At 74.0% G+C, this 14,912-nt stretch carries 15 protein-coding genes and 1 tRNA gene; 8 read left to right on the plus strand and 8 right to left on the minus strand.

The features are described 5' to 3' along the window. Nucleotides 1–3 precede the first annotated feature (3 nt). The 4 genes from ACWGJO_RS31200 to ACWGJO_RS31215 all read right to left on the minus strand — a co-directional run bounded on the left by ACWGJO_RS31200 (nucleotide 4) and on the right by ACWGJO_RS31215 (nucleotide 2,837). Nucleotides 4–582 carry a flavodoxin family protein gene (locus ACWGJO_RS31200; RefSeq protein WP_452188847.1) on the minus strand — a complete coding sequence of 193 codons (579 nt, stop codon included), beginning with the start codon at nucleotides 580–582 and terminating at the stop codon, nucleotides 4–6. A gap of 124 nt (nucleotides 583–706) precedes the next feature. After that, nucleotides 707–1,588, minus strand: coding sequence for an NAD(P)-dependent oxidoreductase (locus tag ACWGJO_RS31205; protein ID WP_452188849.1), 882 nt, complete (start codon nucleotides 1,586–1,588; stop codon nucleotides 707–709). A gap of 106 nt (nucleotides 1,589–1,694) precedes the next feature. Beyond that, a complete protein-coding gene (locus ACWGJO_RS31210) occupies nucleotides 1,695–2,120 on the minus strand; it encodes a YunG family protein (protein WP_387691430.1) in 426 nt (141 codons plus the stop codon). A 156-nt stretch (nucleotides 2,121–2,276) separates the two neighbouring features. Further along, nucleotides 2,277–2,837 carry a GlcG/HbpS family heme-binding protein gene (locus tag ACWGJO_RS31215; protein WP_359897773.1) on the minus strand — a complete coding sequence of 187 codons (561 nt, stop codon included), beginning with the start codon at nucleotides 2,835–2,837 and terminating at the stop codon, nucleotides 2,277–2,279. A gap of 339 nt (nucleotides 2,838–3,176) precedes the next feature. Between ACWGJO_RS31215 and ACWGJO_RS31220 the strand changes: the two genes are divergently transcribed. Together ACWGJO_RS31220 and ACWGJO_RS31225 are read left to right on the plus strand one after the other, a co-directional pair. Next, entirely contained in the window at nucleotides 3,177–4,502 is a 1,326-nt protein-coding gene (locus ACWGJO_RS31220; protein WP_452188851.1) for a sensor histidine kinase, read from the plus strand. Nucleotides 4,503–4,569: 67 nt separating this feature from the next. Further along, a complete protein-coding gene (locus tag ACWGJO_RS31225; protein WP_380549859.1) occupies nucleotides 4,570–5,217 on the plus strand; it encodes a response regulator in 648 nt (215 codons plus the stop codon). Nucleotides 5,218–5,745: 528 nt separating this feature from the next. Here the strand turns inward: ACWGJO_RS31225 and ACWGJO_RS31230 are convergent. Next, nucleotides 5,746–6,225: a hypothetical protein gene (locus ACWGJO_RS31230; protein WP_452188853.1), complete on the minus strand. Its 480-nt coding sequence runs from the start codon at nucleotides 6,223–6,225 to the stop codon at nucleotides 5,746–5,748. Nucleotides 6,226–6,606: 381 nt separating this feature from the next. On the opposite strand from ACWGJO_RS31230, the gene ACWGJO_RS31235 reads away from it, so the two are divergent. After that, nucleotides 6,607–7,389 carry an alpha/beta fold hydrolase gene (locus ACWGJO_RS31235; protein ID WP_452188855.1) on the plus strand — a complete coding sequence of 261 codons (783 nt, stop codon included), beginning with the start codon at nucleotides 6,607–6,609 and terminating at the stop codon, nucleotides 7,387–7,389. A 306-nt stretch (nucleotides 7,390–7,695) separates the two neighbouring features. Further along, the gene (locus ACWGJO_RS31240; RefSeq protein WP_452188857.1) at nucleotides 7,696–8,814 is read left to right on the plus strand and encodes a glycosyltransferase; all 1,119 of its coding nucleotides are present in this window, start codon (nucleotides 7,696–7,698) and stop codon (nucleotides 8,812–8,814) included. A gap of 137 nt (nucleotides 8,815–8,951) precedes the next feature. Here ACWGJO_RS31240 and ACWGJO_RS31245 read toward each other — a convergent pair whose 3' ends face one another. After that, nucleotides 8,952–9,551, minus strand: a complete 600-nt coding sequence (locus ACWGJO_RS31245; protein ID WP_452188859.1) for a cysteine hydrolase family protein — start codon at nucleotides 9,549–9,551, stop codon at nucleotides 8,952–8,954. Beyond that, a complete protein-coding gene (locus tag ACWGJO_RS31250; protein ID WP_452188861.1) occupies nucleotides 9,548–10,837 on the minus strand; it encodes an MFS transporter in 1,290 nt (429 codons plus the stop codon). The genes ACWGJO_RS31245 and ACWGJO_RS31250 overlap by 4 nt, the downstream gene beginning before the upstream one ends. A 145-nt stretch (nucleotides 10,838–10,982) precedes the next feature. Here ACWGJO_RS31250 and ACWGJO_RS31255 point away from each other — a divergent pair, with 145 nt between their 5' ends. Next, nucleotides 10,983–11,918 (plus strand): LysR family transcriptional regulator, encoded by a 936-nt coding sequence (locus tag ACWGJO_RS31255; protein ID WP_452188863.1) that lies wholly within the window; start codon nucleotides 10,983–10,985, stop codon nucleotides 11,916–11,918. A 94-nt stretch (nucleotides 11,919–12,012) separates the two neighbouring features. Next, nucleotides 12,013–13,179, plus strand: coding sequence for a damage-control phosphatase ARMT1 family protein (locus ACWGJO_RS31260; protein WP_452188865.1), 1,167 nt, complete (start codon nucleotides 12,013–12,015; stop codon nucleotides 13,177–13,179). Nucleotides 13,180–13,624: 445 nt separating this feature from the next. Here the strand turns inward: ACWGJO_RS31260 and ACWGJO_RS31265 are convergent. After that, nucleotides 13,625–13,698: transfer RNA gene (locus ACWGJO_RS31265), tRNA-Gly, on the minus strand. Between the two features lie 275 nt (nucleotides 13,699–13,973). Between ACWGJO_RS31265 and ACWGJO_RS31270 the strand changes: the two genes are divergently transcribed. Then, a complete protein-coding gene (locus ACWGJO_RS31270) occupies nucleotides 13,974–14,195 on the plus strand; it encodes a hypothetical protein (RefSeq protein WP_380351225.1) in 222 nt (73 codons plus the stop codon). Between the two features lie 71 nt (nucleotides 14,196–14,266). Continuing rightward, a complete protein-coding gene (dcd, locus tag ACWGJO_RS31275) occupies nucleotides 14,267–14,842 on the plus strand; it encodes a dCTP deaminase (RefSeq protein ID WP_380548121.1) in 576 nt (191 codons plus the stop codon). The last annotated feature ends 70 nt before the right edge of the window (nucleotides 14,843–14,912 follow it).

Genomic DNA, 14,912 nt, shown 5'->3' on the forward strand with positions numbered 1-14,912 from the left:
GGTTCAGCCCGCGAAAAACGACTTGGCCGCGATCACCGCCCGCTCGTCGTCCAGCACCTCGCCCGGGCGGCTGCCGTTGCCGAGCAGCACCCCGCCCCAGCGCATCCCCATGTACTCGGCGGTCAGCCGGAGGGTGCCGATCAGCGGCTCGGCCTTGTCGTCCTCGGTAGCGAGGGCGGTGACGCCCCAGAGCGTGCCGCCGCCCAGCCGGGCCTTGAGGTTCACCCCGGGCACCCGCATCCAGGCCGACCAGTGGTCGAGGTAGAGCTTGGCGCTGGTCGGCAGCGAGTACCAGTACAGCGGCGCGACGAAGACCAGGTCGGTGGCCGCCAGGGTGGCGTCCAGCAGCGTCCGCTCGTGGCCGGCCGGCTCGGGGTAGCTGCCGTCGCCGGTGTGCCGCAGGTCCCGGAAGGGCGGCAGCGGGTGCTCGTCGAGGCGCAGCCAACGCTGCTCGGCACCGGCCGGCAGGCTCGACCCTGCGGCCAGCCGGGCGAGCCGGGCCGAGTTGCCGTCGGCGCGCGCGCTGGCGTCGAGGAACAGGAAACGGCGCGGCGCCTCGGCGCCGGACGGCCGATCGGCCATCAGGACTCCTCCGTCGTGCGTACGGTGCGGACGCACGAGTGAGCAGCCCCCGAACGCCGGTTTATTCCGCGCCCATGCCAAAGCGCGGGCGGGAGCACCTGGCGCGGGCCGGCCCGGCCGACGGTCAGGCGGGCAGTCCGGCCCGGCGGCGGGCGACGGCCGCGACGGCCGCCCAGTCCTTGTCCCCGTCGCCGTGGGCCAGCGCGTCCAGGAAGGCGTCCCGCAGGATGCTGCCGAACGGCAGCGGAACGTTGCGCGCGGCCCCCGCCTCCAGCGCGAGGCCGACGTCCTTGAGTCCGAGCGGCAGCCGGAACCCCGCCGGCTCGTAGCGGCGCTCGGCCACCATCGAGCCGTAGCCGCTGTGGATCGGCCCGGGGAAGAGCGTCCCGCTGAGCATCTCCACCAGGTCGGTCGGCCGGACGCCGTGCGCCTCGGCCAGACTGCACGCCTCGGCCATCGACTCGATCGCGCAGGCGATCAGGAAGTTGGTGCTGATCTTGGCCGTGTTGGCCTGCCGGGGGCTCTCACCGAAGTGCCAGGTGCGCTCGCCCATCGCGGCGAACAGCGGCTCGGCCCGTTCCAGCAGTTCGGGCGCGCCCGCGACCAGGATGTTCAGCCGCCCCTCCGCCGCGACCGGCGGACGGCCGAGGACGGGCGCGGCGACGTAGCCGATGCCGTGCTCGGCGTACCGCTCCTCGGCCCGCTCGGCGAGGGCGAGCGAGACGGTGGCCATGTTGACGTGCAGGGTCGCCGCGGCGCCGGCCAGCAGCGCGGGGTCGAGCAGCTGCTCGACCGCCGTGTCGTTGGCGAGCATGGAGACCACCGTGTCGGCGGCGAACACCTCGGCGAGCGAGTCGGCCGCCTCCGCGCCCTCGGCCACCATGGCGGCCACCGGCCCGGGCGAGCGGTTCCAGACCCGTACGGTGTGGCCGGCCCGCAGCAGGCTGCCGGCCATGCCGCGCCCCATCGAGCCCAGCCCCACGAAGCCGATCGTCCGCCCGGTCATCCCCGCACTCCCGTCGCCGCACCTGCTCGTGCACGACCGACTGTACGTCAGAACGCCCGCGGGCCGACCGGTGACCCGGGCGGCGCACCCGCGGCCGGGCAGCGGCTCACGCGCAGGCGCGGGCCGGCATCGGGGTGCGGTCGTCGGCCGCCCCGCGCTCCAGTTCGGCGACCACCCGGCCGCGCAGCAGCTCGTACTGGGCCTGGAGCCGGCCGGGGCGGGCCGGCCGGGCCACCGGGCGGCCGGGGCCGACCAGTTCGTCCGGCCCGAACTGCTCACGGGTGAGGTCGATCTCGAAGCCGGTGGCGAAACGGTTCCACCAGTGGAGGTCCGTCCGCACCCCGTCGACGTACACCTCGCCCATCATGAGCTCGCCGCCGAGCAGGTCGTGCACCACCATCGCCGTCACCCCGCACTGGCCGCGGGCGGGATTGTCGGGACGCCAGTGGGCCAGATCCTCGGGCGCACAGGTGTCGACACCCCAGGAGGAGCGGATCGCACGTTCGATGTCGTTGAGGGTCCACGCCGTCATACCGGGAAGCCTGCCACGCGCCACTGACAGTGGCACCGGCTTTTCGAAGGGTCATCCCGTGTTCTGCGGCGACCCTCCCGGTGTTCACCCGAACGAGACCATGACCCGGCCGCCGGCCCTCCCCTCGCGCGGGGCGGTCCGGCGGCCGGGCTCACGTCACTTCGCCAGCTCGGCGACGCCGGCCTGCGCGAACTGCTCGTCCAGGTCGCCGCTGGGCGCACCCGCGACGCCGACGGCCGCGATCGGAGCGCCCTTCGACTGGATCGGGGCACCGCCGGCCAGGAACAGGGTGCCCGGGATGTCCTTCAGGTTCGGGGCCTGGGCCAGCCGCTTGGCCAGCTCCGAGGTCGGGGCGTTCCAGGACACCGCGGTGAAGGCCTTGCGCTCGGCCGAGACCGGGGCCTGCGGGCCGGCGCCGTCGCCCTTCAGCAGCACCCGGGTGACGCCGTCGCGGTCGACGACCGCGACCGACACGTGCTGGCCGGCCTTGGTGGCCGCGTCCAGGGCGGCCTGGGCGGCGCGGGTGGCGGCGTCGATGGTCAGGCCGCTGCTCGCGGCCAGGTTCTTGTTCTGGGTGTCGGCCTTCGCCGCCGCCGGGACGGCCGGGGTGTCGGTGGACTCGGCGCTCGCCGAGACGGCGCCCACGGTGGCGGCGGCGAGCGCGGCGGCGGCGACGGTGCCGGTCAGCACCCGGGTGCGCACGGAGGTCTTCTTCATGGTCCAGCTCCTCAGCGGTTCTGCGGGGTGGGTGTGGCGGGGTGGGGTGTGGCCGGGGTTCGGGGGCCGCCGGGCCGTTGGGGGGATCGCCCGGCGGCGTGCTTCGATCCTCCGCCCGGGGAAGGCGCCGCCACATCGACGGTCCGGCGCGGACGTCCGGGCATGATGGTGGACGCCGGGGTCGACCGATCGGCTGATGCGGCCCCGGGCCGGACGGGTCACCATCGAGGGATCGACGCAGGTCGGTGCGGGTCCGGGCCGCGACGGTACGGGCCGGTGCAGGCCGGTCCGGGCCGGCGCCGACCGCGCCCGCACCACCCGTTCAGCCAGGAGCCACCCGTGCAGCAGCCCCGCCCGACCGCCGGCCGCGGCGCTGCGGACCGCACCGGCGCCGACCGCCGCGCCGCCCTCGGCACCGGCGACACCCTCGGCACCCGTGACACCGGTGACCCGGACGCGGGCCGGTTGGCACTGCTGCTGGACTCCGCCTTCCTGCTGCTGCTCGCCGCCTCGCTCAACCGCTACCTCAGCCACCACTCCGGCACCCCACAGGCCCCCTGGGTGATCGGGCTGAGCGCGGCCCTCGCGGTCGCCCGGCCGGCCGGGTCCTGGCTCGACCACCGCCGTCCGCCCGCCCCGGGCCGGCCCCGCCGGTGGCCGCTGGCCCTGGTGGTGGCCCTCTGGGTGGTGCTGGTGCTGCTCGCGCCGAGCTTCGCCTGGTGCGCCGTCCCGCTGATCTACAGCGTGCTGCGGGTGCTGCCGGCCAGGGCGGCCATCCCGCTGGTCGGGGCGCTGACCCTGCTGGTGGTGATCGCCGAGATCCGGCTGCCCGGCGGCACCGACGCCACGCTGGTCCTGCTGCCGCCCGCGGTGGCCGGGCTCGCCACCGGCGTCTTCCTCGTCATGGCCCGGCAGGCCGCCCGGCAGCGCGCGCTGATCGCCGATCTGGTCCGCACCCGGCGCGAACTCGCCGCCACCGAGCGGCGGGAGGGCACCCTGGCCGAGCGCGAGCGGCTGGCGATGGAGATCCACGACACCCTGGCGCAGGGCCTGTCCAGTCAGCAGATGCTGCTCCAGGCCGCCGAGCGCACCTGGGACACCCACCCGGCGACCGCCCGCACCCACGTCCGCACCGCCGCCGAGGTGGCGGCCCGGAACCTGGCCGAGGCCCGCCGCTTCGTCCACGACCTCGCCCCGGTGGAGCTGTCCGACGGCCGCACCCTCGACCGGGCACTGCGGTCGCTGGCCGAACGGGAGTCCACCGAGAGCGGGCTGCCGGTCCGCTTCCACCTGGACGGCACACCGGTGCCGCTGCCCACGGCCGCGCAGTCCGCGCTGCTGCGGATCGCCCAGGGCGCACTGGCCAACGTCCGCGAGCACGCCGGGGCTTCGGCCGCCGCGATCACGCTGTCCTTCCTCGGCGACCAGGCCGTGCTGGACATCGCCGACGACGGACAGGGCTTCGACCCGGACGCGGCCGGCCCCGGGGACGGGCGCGGGTACGGCCCCGGGGGCGGGCGCGGGTACGGCCCCGGGGGCGGGCGCGGGTACGGCCTGCCGGCGATGCGGGCCCGGCTGCGGCAGCTGGGTGGCAGGCTGACCGTGGAGAGCACGCCCGGTGAGGGCACCGTCGTCTCCGCCGCGATTCCCCTGACGCAGCGATGAGTGCGGAGCGCCCGTGCACCCGGCGCGGCGGCGACCGGCCCGGAGCAGCCATGACCTTGGAGCAGAGATGAGCACGACTCCCGTCCGGACGACCCCGGTCCGCCTGCTGGTCTGCGACGACCACGCCGTGGTGCGGGCCGGGCTGCTGGCGTTGCTGGCGAGCGCCGGCGACATCGAGGTGGTCGGCGAGGCGAGCACCGGGGAGGAGGCCGTGGCGCTGGCTGCCCGGCTGGCGCCGCAGGTCGTGCTGATGGACCTCCAACTCGGCGACGGCATCGACGGGGTGGAGGCCACCCGGCGGATCACCGCCGCCCCGGGCGGACCGCACGTCCTGGTGCTCACCACCTATGACACGGACGCCGACATCACCCGGGCCATCGCCGCCGGCGCCACCGGCTACCTGCTGAAGGCCGAACGGCCGGAGGAGCTGTTCGCCGCCGTGCACGCGGCCGCGCGGGGCCGCACGGTGCTCTCGCCGCCGGTCGCCTCCAGGGTGATGGCGCAGATGCGGGCGCCCTCACCGCAGCTCACCGAGCGCGAGCAGGACATCCTCGAACAGCTGGCGCAGGGGCTGGGCAACCGGGAGATCGCCCGGGCGCTGTTCATCAGCGAGGCCACGGTGAAGACGCACCTCGGCCGGATCTACGACAAGTTGGGCGTGGACACCCGGGCGGGCGCGGTGGCGGTGGCGAAGGAGCGCCGGCTGCTGCGCTGAGGCCGCCCGCCCCCGCTCCCCGCTCCCCGGTTCTCCGTTTCTCCCGGCTGCGCTGGGCGCCCGCCCGGTGTCACTGCGTGCTGCCATGATGCTCGGAATGTCGGATTCCGAGCCGGTGCCCGCCCGTGAGCTCCACCGGCCCGGTGCGGGCGGCTCGGGCGCCGGCCGTCCCGGATCGGCCACAACTCCCTGGTCCGAGGCCTTTTCGGGTTCCGCCGAGGGCCTAGCCACAATGTGGATGTTTCGTGGATTTCGCTATTGACAAACCAACCACGCGGTTTGTTAGTTTGAGATCAACGATGTCCCCGGGGGGTGGGGGCTCGCCGGGGCCTGTGCGGACCGCTCTCGCCGGAGGGTGTGGCCAGGGGGGAACGGCGGGTTTGCCCGGGGTGTCGGGGGGAGCGGCAGCGCCGAAGCCGCGCGACGAGGCGGCGTGGAGCGGGTCCGGGGGGACTCGCTCCACGCCTCCCCCGGTCCCCTTCCACCAGCACCTCCGGCCCCCCGGCGCGTTCCGGCGCGCTCCGACACCTACGCCAGGGCGCTCCAGTACGGACAGCGGACGTACGGCAGCGGCGGCGCGCAGTGGTCGACGCTCCCGGACAGCACCGGGCCCCGCTCCGAGCGGGCCACTCCGGGCGAACTCGCGGTCAGCCCGGCCTCGCCCGACTCGCCGAAGCGCAGTGCCAGCCGGTAGCCGTCCGGGGTGGTCGCGGCGACGCCCGGGCGCTCCTGGCCGGCGTTCAGCGAGGTGATCGTCCAGCCGCGCCGCCGCCAGTGCCGCTCCACCACGTCCGCCAGCACCGCCCGCCGGGGCAGCGAGACGACGGTGAGGAGGTCCCGGCCCCGGGTGACGTACCAGAGCAGCTCCGACTCGCGCCCCGGCAGCGGCAGCCGCGCGCCCGCCCGTGCGGGCGAACCCTGCCAGACCGGCGCCGGACGGACGGCGTCCAGGGTGTCCTGGAGCAGCGTCTCGCAGTGCTCGGCGGCGTCGAGTTGATCGACCGTCACCCCGGGCTCCGCCCCCGCCCCCGACCCGGACCCGGACCGCCGGACCCGCGCGACCCTCGCGCCTCCGGGGCCGCCGCCCGGGCATCCGACGTTCAGCTCGGCACCACCTGACTGCACAGGGCCCTCCGTACTCCTCCCGGTGTTCAACCCGGGCAGGCATTCCGTCACTGCTTGGACGGCGGGCGGGTACGGACAGTTCCCCTCCCGGTTCCATCCCTCACCGTTCCCACACCCTCAAAGTGCACTGTACGGTGCAGTTGAACCACTGATCTGCACCGTGTAGTTTACTTCTCGTGCCGAGCCGCTGGGCCGAAACCGCCGTCCGGCCGCTCACCGCACGTCTTCCGACCCACCGTCCACCCCCCGTCGAGAGGACCCGCCATGCCCGTCATCACCGTCGGCACCGCCCGCATCCCCTACCGCGTCGTCGGCGACGGCCCCGACACCCTCGTCCTGGTGCACGGCACCGGCCCCGGCTCGGCCATGTGGGACGGCTTGCTGGACGCCTTCACCGACCGTTGCACCGTGCTGCTGCCCGACCTCTCCGGCAGCGAGGCCGCCGACGACGACGGCGCCCCGCTCACCCTGGAGGCGCTGGCCGCCCAGGTCGCCGCCGTGATCGAGGACGCCGGCCGCGGCCCCGCCGACATCCTCGGCTTCTCGCTCGGCGCCGTCGTCGCCACCGCGACCGCCGCCCTGCACCCCGAGCGGGTCCGCCGGCTGATCGCCGCCGCCGGCTGGATCAGCGCGGAACAGGACGAGTACCTGCGGCTCTCCATGGCCACCTGGCTCTCGCTCGCCGACCACCCCGCCGCATTCGGCGGCTACGCCACCCTCACCGCCTTCAGCCGCGGCTTCCTCGACCGGATCGGGCGCACCGCCGTCCAGGCCAACACCGCCTACATGCAGCCGACTCCGGGCACCCTGCGGCACATCGCCCTCAACCTCGGACTGGACCTCGGCCCGCTGCTCCCGCGCGTCCAGGCGCCCGCCCTGGTGATCGGCTGCACCCAGGACGCCACCGTCCCGGTGGAGAACGCCCGCCGGCTGCACACCGCCCTGCCCGGCAGCGCCTACGCCGAGTTCGACACCGGCCACATCGTGCTCGCCGAGGAGACCGAGGCGTTCACCGGCACCGTCCGGGACTTCCTCGCGGCCGCGTGACCGACCGCCGCGCGACCGGCTGTCGCGCCACCGGCCGCCGCACCACCGGCCGCCGCACCACCGGTCGCCGTACAACCGACCGCCGCACGACCGACCGCCGGGAGAGAGCGGGCGGCGGCGCACGGCCGGTGCGTCCGGCGGGCGCGCACGGCCCGGGCGACCGGCGCGCGGAGCACACCATTGCCCGAGAGGCAAGCCCCGCTCCAGAAAGGCCGATTACCGCGCATGGCGATCCTTATCAAATTGACTGAACGTCAACTTCAAAGGTGAGACTGCCTTGTCAGCAACATTCGCAAGGAGACCGCCATGCGCATACTCTTCACCGGCCCCACCGCGGCCGGTCACCTCTACCCGATGGTGCCCACCGCCCAGGCGCTGCGCGCCGTCGGGCACGAGGTCCTGTTCGCCGTCGGACAGCCGGTCGAGCTGATCCGGTCCGCGGGCTTCCCCGTCGTCCAGATCGGCGACGGCCGGAGCCTGCGGGAGATCATCGAGGAGGCTCTCGGCGGCAAGGTCGAGTACGTCAACCAGAACAGGACCCAGGACGAGATCCTCGACATGGCGGCCGCGATGTTCGCGCGCGCCTCCCGTCCCGACGTGGACGGCCTGCTGGCGGCTGCCACCGACTGGGGCGCCGACCTGATCGTCCACGACTCCTTCGCGGCCGCCGCCCCGCTGGTCGCCGCCCAGCTCAAGATCCCGTCGGTGGTGCAGAACTTCGGTGCCAGCCCCGGCGCTCCCATGGCCGAGCTGGTGGCCTCGCACGTGTCCGACCTGTACGAGGAGCGCGGCCTGACCGGCCCGGGCATCGCCGCGGTACTCAACGTCGGCCCGCTCGGCGGCGACCCGGACGGCCTGCCGACGCGCTACGTCCCGTACAACGGCGGCGGCATCGTCCCGGCCGAGTTCCTCCGCAAGGCCGACCGCCCGCGGGCGGTCGTCACCCTGGGCACCGTGCTCGCCGAACTCGACGGCGTCCGCGCGGTGGTCCGCCTGGTCGAGGCGGCGGCCGAGGTCGACGCCGACTTCCTGCTCGCGGTCGGCAGCGCCGACCTCGCCCCGCTCGGCACCCTGCCCGCCAACGTCCGCGGCCTGCCCTGGGTCCCGCTCAACGAACTGCTCGGCCGCGCCGACGCGCTGATCCACCACGGCGGCTCGGGCACCATGCTGACCGCCCTCCAGGCGGGCCTGCCCCAGCTGCTGCTCCCCCAGGGCGCGGACCACTTCCTCAACGCCGACGCCATCACCGCCACCGGCGCCGCCCTGAGCTCCACCTCCGACGCCGTCGACACCCCGCTGCTCACCCGCGTCCTCACCGACGCCGCGCTGCGCGACGCCGCCCACCGCCTGCAGGCCGACAACGCCGCCCTGCCCACCCCGGCCGCCCTGGTCCCCGCCCTGGAGGGCCTCGCCGCCCGCCGCTGAACCACCGCCGGCTCCGGCCCACCCGGACGCCGCACGACAGCCGCGGGCCGGTCGGCCTGCGGCTGTCGGCCGTCGGCCGTCGGCGGACGTCGGCGGGCTTCTGTCGGGCGGCCGGGGACGGGACGGGTTCGGGCCCGTCAGTCGCCCCGGAGCAGGGCGCGCAGCCCGGCGGTGTCGACGACGTCGGCCCGGGAGGGGAGGACCCGGCGGAGCAGGACGTCGTGGACCTCCGGGTCCGGGTCGGCGACGCCGTCGGACAGGACGAGGAGCCGGTAGTCGCGGTCGGCCGCGTCGAGGACGGTGGACAGGACGGCGCCGCCGGTAGCGAGGCCGCAGACGACCAGCGTGGTGATGCCGCGCTCGCGCAGCTGCCGGTCGAGGTCGGTGGTGGACAGGGCCCCGTAGCGGGTCTTGCGCACGAGGATGTCGCCGTCCCCGGGCGCCAGGTGCTCGTGGACGGCGGCCGCCGGGTCCTCGTGGTGCATGGCGCGGTGCCGGGCCAGCGGCGCGAAGGTGGTGTTGGCGGCCGGGACGGCGTCCCAGTCGGCCTCGGTGAAGCCGACGCGCACGTGGGCGATGGTGCCGCCCTCGGCGCGGACGTCGGCGATCGCCCCGGCCACCCGGCCGAGCAGGGCCTCGCTGTCCCCGTCCCCGGGCAGCGCGGCCAGGATCGCGGGCTGGCAGTCCAGGACGAGGAGGGCGGTGTGCGCGGGATCGAGTGCCCGGTCTGTGCTCATGCGGGTGTCCTCCGTACGGATGGTGCGGCCGGCGGGGTGTCCGGTACGGCGTCCGGCCGCGTCCGGTCGGGTCGGGGAAGCAGGAAGGGGGTGGCGAGGATGAGCAGTCCCGCGACCGTGAGGGCGGTGCGCGGGCCGGTGGCGTCGGCGAGCAGCCCGCCGAGCGCGGTGCAGACGGCGATGGACGCCTGCTGGCCGATCGACCAGGCCGACAGGGTGCGGGCGACGAGGTGCTCGGGCGTGCGTTCGAGCCGGTAGGTGGCGAGCACCGGGTTGAACAGGCTCATGTTGATGATGATCGCCAGCTCGACGGCCATCACGGTGACGAGCCCGACCACGCCGGGGCGGACGAAGGCCAGACCGATCAGCCAGACGGCCCGCAGGGTGCCGACGACCCGGAAGACCCGGTCCCGCCCGTGGCGCTCCACGACCCGCCGGGCCAGCCGGGAGCCGATCAGCCCGCCGAGGCAGGGGGCGGCGAAGGCGAGGCCGTACTCCCAAGGAGCGAAGTGGAGTTGGCGCAGGAGAAGGACGGCGAGCACCGGCTCGGTGGCCATGATCAGACCGGCGACGAGCATGTTGTTGAGGTAGAGCGCCCGCAGACCGGGGTCGCCCAGGATGTGTCGCCAGCCGTCGAGCACCGCGCCGGCCCGGAGCGGGCTCCCGCCGTTCCGGGCCGGGTTCCCGCCGGCCCGGACGGGCGGCTCCTCCCGGTCGCGGATCGCGATGATGCCCAGCGCGGAGAGCAGGTAGCCGAGCGCGTCGGCCACCACGGTGGTGACCGGCCCGAACCAGCCGATCGCCGCCCCGCCGAGCGGCGGCCCGATCGCGATGGAGCTCCAATTCGTGGACTCGAAGCGCGCGTTGGCCACGAGCAGGTCCTCCGGCCGGACGAGCGCCTTGAGGTAGGCCCCGCTGGCCGCGCCGAACGCGATCTTGGCCGCGGCGATCACGATCGAGACCGCGAGCAGCTGGACGAAGCCGAGCCACCCGAAGGCGTAGGCCACCGGGATCGTCGCCATGGCCGCGAACCGGATCAGGTCCGTCGCGATCATGACCGGCCGCTTGCGCCGGAACTCCACCCACGGCGCGAGCGGCACCGCGACCAGCGCACCCACCGCGGGCCCCACCGCGGACAGCGCGGACACCTCGGCGGGCCCGGCGTGCAGCACCAGGACGGCGATCAGCGGCAGTGCCCCGAACCCCAGTCCGGACCCGTACGCGCTCGCCGCGTACGCCGCCCACAGCCATCCGAACCGCCGGCCCAGTCGTTTCCCGCCCGTCATGCGCGATGCGCTCCCCTCGACGTCCCGACCCCGGCTGAACAAACCGGGGTTGACCGGTGAGAGCCAATCGGTCGCCACTACGGCAGGTCAAACAACCGATTCACCCGCTCCGCACAACCTCTGGTTGTTCCCTAAAGTGGGCCGCGTGGACCTCGAAGCAGTACGCACCTTCGCCGCCATCGCGGAGGCCGGCCAGTTCCAGAAGGCCGCCGTCGACCTGTCCGTCACCCAGCAGGCCGTCTCCAAGCGCGTCGCCGCACTGGAGCGCGACCTCGGGGTGCGGCTGTTCACCCGCACCCCGCGCGGCGCCGAACTGACCATCGACGGGCAGGCGTTCCTGCCCCACGCCCGCGAGCTGCTGCGGGTCGCCGAGCGGGCGGTCGCGTCCGTGCGCGCCGGCCGCCGCCCGCTGCGGGTCGACGTGATCAACTCACGCGGCGCGGTCTCGGGCCTGATGCGCGGCTTCCACCGCAGCCACCCCGACATCGACCTCGACGTGCTGATGCTGTTCGACATCGACACCGCCGTCGCCGCCATCCGCTCCGGCACGATCGACGCGTCCTTCCGCGCCGTCGCCGCGCCCGGCAGGCCCCTGCCCGAGGACATCGAGTCCGTCCGGGTGCTCGACGAACCGCTCCAACTCCTCACCGGCCCCGACCACGCCCTCGCGGACGCCGGATCCGTGACCGTCGCCGAACTGGTCGGCCACCGGATCTGGATGCCCGGCATCGCCCCCGGCACCGAGTGGGGCGCCTACTACGCCGACCTGGTCGCCGAGTTCGGCCTCACCATCGAGGCCACCGGCCCCAACTTCGGCTCCGACGTGCTCCTCGACACCATCGCCGACACCCCGGCCCTGGCCACCTTCATGAGCGAGCGGACCCGCCTCGTCTGGCCCGCCGGCCACGGCCTGCGCCGCATCCCGGTGACCGACCCGACGCCCGTCTACCCCCACTCCCTCCTCTGGCACCGCGACAACCCCCACCCGGCGCTGCCCACGCTCCGCGCCCACCTCGCGGCCACCCCCGCGGACCCCGCCGCCCCGGACACCTGGACCCCCGCCTGGGCCCTCCCCCACTGACCACCCCGAACGACGGGCCGACCATTGACCACGCCGACGCCGACCCGCCGACGAACCCTGACGACGGCCGACGATGAGAAGGACGAGTCTGAACATGCCCACCGCACCCGCGATCCTGAGCGACACCCCCGGCTCCTTCGCCTGGGGCGTCTTCCACGAGCGGCACCCGAAGCTCGTCCAACAGGTGCTCGACGCTCTGCCGTACGGGCCCACCGAGCGGGCAGCGATCGAGGACCTCCTCGCCGAGAGCACCAGCGGGGTACTGGAACCGCTCGGCGAGAACGCCCACGATCACCGGCAGTGGCTGGAGTGGGGCGAGGGCTTGTTCGGGCAGCCGTGGGGCGAGGCGCCGTTCCTGTGGGCCGAGAGCTACTTCTACCGCAGGCTGCTGGAAGCCACCGGCTACTTCCGACCCGGGACTTGGCAGGGCATCGACCCGTTCGCGCCGTTCAAGGACGCCGAACTGGCCGGCCCGGCCGTCGACGCCGAGCTGGCAGCCCTCAGCGAGTTGCCCGCCCTGTCCGCCGAGAAGCGGGGCGAGGTGCTGCTCTCGTCGGCGCTCTGGGGCAACCGGGCGGACCTCGGCTTCCGGATCACCGCCTCGACCGACGACGCCCCGCCCCCCGCCCTGATCGCCGACGACAGCCCGCTGCTGTGGTCCACCCTCGCCGCCGCACGCGACGCGAGGGTCTGCGTCATCGCGGACAACGCCGGCCGGGAACTGCTGCCCGATCTCGTCCTGATCGACCACCTCCTCACGAGCGGGCTCGCCGCCGAGCTCGTCCTGTACGTCAAGCCCTACCCCTACTACGTCTCGGACGCGACCACGGCGGACGTCCTCGCGACCGTCGACCGACTCCGCCGCGCCCCGGACCGGGAAGCCGAACTGATCGGCCGTCGGCTCCGGCACGCGATGAACAGCGGCACCCTCACGGTCCGCACGCACCCGTTCTTCTGCGCTCCGCTGCCGTTCCACGACATGCCCGCCGACCTCAGGACCGACCTCTCCGACGCCGCCCTGACGATCACCAAGGGCGACCTCAACTACCGCCGCCTCGTGGGGGACCAGCTCTGGGACGCCACAACGCCGTTCGCCGAACGAGCCGGTTGCTTCCCGTCCCCGGTGGCGGCCCTGCGCACGCTGAAGTCGGACGTCATCGTCGGCCTCAGCGCAACGGTGGTCGCCGGACTGGACGCCACGGGGGAGCCGTGGCGGACCAGCGGCAGGTTCGGCCTGATCCAGGCCCACGCCCAGGTGTAGTACCCGCGCCCGCACCCCGGTGGTCACCGCGTGGGCAACCACACCGTCCACCCGGTGAAACCGATCAGCGCGCCAGGGCGTCGGCGCGCGGAGAGTCACCCGTTCCTCGGCTCCGGTCCGGCCGAGCCGCAGGAGCGGCTCGGGGCGGGGCGGGGCGGATCACCCGGAGGCGTCAGTTGTCGTTCACGGTGAGACCGACGTGCTGGGCGAGGGCGGGGCGAGGCCGAGCAGCTGGGGGGTGCTGACGACGGCACCCTTGAGGGATTCGGCTCCGGAGACGATGCCCAGCGCGGGCGCCCCGCGCAGGTCGACCCGGGTGAGGGTGGCCTTGGCGAAGTCGACCCGGCCGGCGCCTCCCCGGCTTCCGGCACGGATCCGGCACGACGGGGGCGGATTGGTCCGGACAATGCGAAAGGCCCAGGTCGTTGACCTGGGCCTTTACTGCTGGAGCGGGCGACGAGAATCGAACTCGCGCTCTAAGCTTGGGAAGCTCATGTTCTACCATTAAACTACGCCCGCCTGATGAGCCGTCAGAGACCGCTCGATCCAGTGTCACTGTACCCCATCTGCGACGGTGGTTGCACAGGGGGTCGGTGGACGTGGCGGAGCACGGTGGGGCGGGTGCGGGGGCGTACTGTTTGGGCCGCGTGCGAGTGCCCCGCTGGGTGGGGCCGGGGCGGCGAGCCATGGTGAGGAATGTCCGGAACATCCCTTCGTATGACGCTGTCCCGGGGCTCGGCCGCCGGGGCACGTGAGTACGGGTGAGTACTGGGTTAGGGATGGGAAGGGGATCGATGGAGCAGCGCGCCGTCGTTCGTTGTGCCGAGGGGCACCTGTTCAGCACCACCACGTTCCCGATGCAGAACCTCGGTCCGGGCCGGATCGGCCCCGGGCGGTTGATCCGATGTCCGCAGTGCGGACGGCTGCGGAGTTCGGTGCTGGCCGACGTGCGGGAGCTGTCGGAGCCGCAACTGGCGCGGGCGATGCGGCTGGAGGCCGCGGAGTTCCTGGCCTGAGGGCCGGCGGAAGGGCGGACGGGCCCCGGGCGGATTCGTCCGGGGCCCTTTCTTGCACGTAACCTCGAAGCGTGCTGCTCTCTGACAAGGACATCCGGACCGAAATCGACCGGGGCCGGGTCGTCGTCGACCCGTTCGACCCGTCGATGATCCAGCCGTCGAGTATCGACGTGCGCCTCGACCGCTTCTTCCGCGTGTTCGAGAACCACAAGTACCCGCACATCGACCCCTCGGAGGAGCAGCCGGACCTGACCCGGCTGGTCGAGCCGGAGGGCGACGAGGCGTTCATCCTGCACCCCGGCGAGTTCGTGCTGGCCTCGACGTACGAGGTCATCACGCTGCCCGACGACGTCGCGTCCCGGCTGGAGGGCAAGTCGAGCCTGGGCCGGCTGGGCCTGCTCACCCACTCCACGGCAGGCTTCATCGACCCCGGCTTCAGCGGCCACGTGACGCTGGAGCTGTCGAACGTCGCGACGCTGCCGATCAAGCTGTACCCGGGCATGAAGATCGGGCAGCTGTGCCTGTTCCGGCTCTCCTCGCCCTCGGAGCACCCGTACGGCTCGGAGCGCTACGGCTCGCGCTACCAGGGCCAGCGCGGCCCGACGCCGTCGCGCTCGTACCTGAACTTCCACCACACCAAGGTCTGAGCCGAAGGGCTCCGCGGAGCGCACGCACGACGGGCGGCCACCCCTCCTTCCGAGGTCGGAAGGAGGTGTG

The sequence above is a fragment of the Kitasatospora sp. NPDC054795 genome (assembly GCF_053611565.1).

Excerpts from the sequence above, each read along its gene's own strand:
- ACWGJO_RS31240 (WP_452188857.1), top strand. The coding sequence starts at position 7,696 with ATGCGCATACTCTTCACCGGCCCCACCGCGGCCGGTCACCTCTACCCG.
- ACWGJO_RS31215 (WP_359897773.1), bottom strand. The coding sequence starts at position 2,837 with ATGAAGAAGACCTCCGTGCGCACCCGGGTGCTGACCGGCACCGTCGCC.
- ACWGJO_RS31210 (WP_387691430.1), bottom strand. The coding sequence starts at position 2,120 with ATGACGGCGTGGACCCTCAACGACATCGAACGTGCGATCCGCTCCTCC.
- ACWGJO_RS31260 (WP_452188865.1), top strand. The coding sequence starts at position 12,013 with ATGCCCACCGCACCCGCGATCCTGAGCGACACCCCCGGCTCCTTCGCC.
- ACWGJO_RS31200 (WP_452188847.1), bottom strand. The coding sequence starts at position 582 with ATGGCCGATCGGCCGTCCGGCGCCGAGGCGCCGCGCCGTTTCCTGTTC.
- ACWGJO_RS31250 (WP_452188861.1), bottom strand. The coding sequence starts at position 10,837 with ATGACGGGCGGGAAACGACTGGGCCGGCGGTTCGGATGGCTGTGGGCG.
- ACWGJO_RS31225 (WP_380549859.1), top strand. The coding sequence starts at position 4,570 with ATGAGCACGACTCCCGTCCGGACGACCCCGGTCCGCCTGCTGGTCTGC.
- ACWGJO_RS31205 (WP_452188849.1), bottom strand. The coding sequence starts at position 1,588 with ATGACCGGGCGGACGATCGGCTTCGTGGGGCTGGGCTCGATGGGGCGC.
- ACWGJO_RS31270 (WP_380351225.1), top strand. The coding sequence starts at position 13,974 with ATGGAGCAGCGCGCCGTCGTTCGTTGTGCCGAGGGGCACCTGTTCAGC.
- ACWGJO_RS31235 (WP_452188855.1), top strand. The coding sequence starts at position 6,607 with ATGCCCGTCATCACCGTCGGCACCGCCCGCATCCCCTACCGCGTCGTC.
- ACWGJO_RS31245 (WP_452188859.1), bottom strand. The coding sequence starts at position 9,551 with ATGAGCACAGACCGGGCACTCGATCCCGCGCACACCGCCCTCCTCGTC.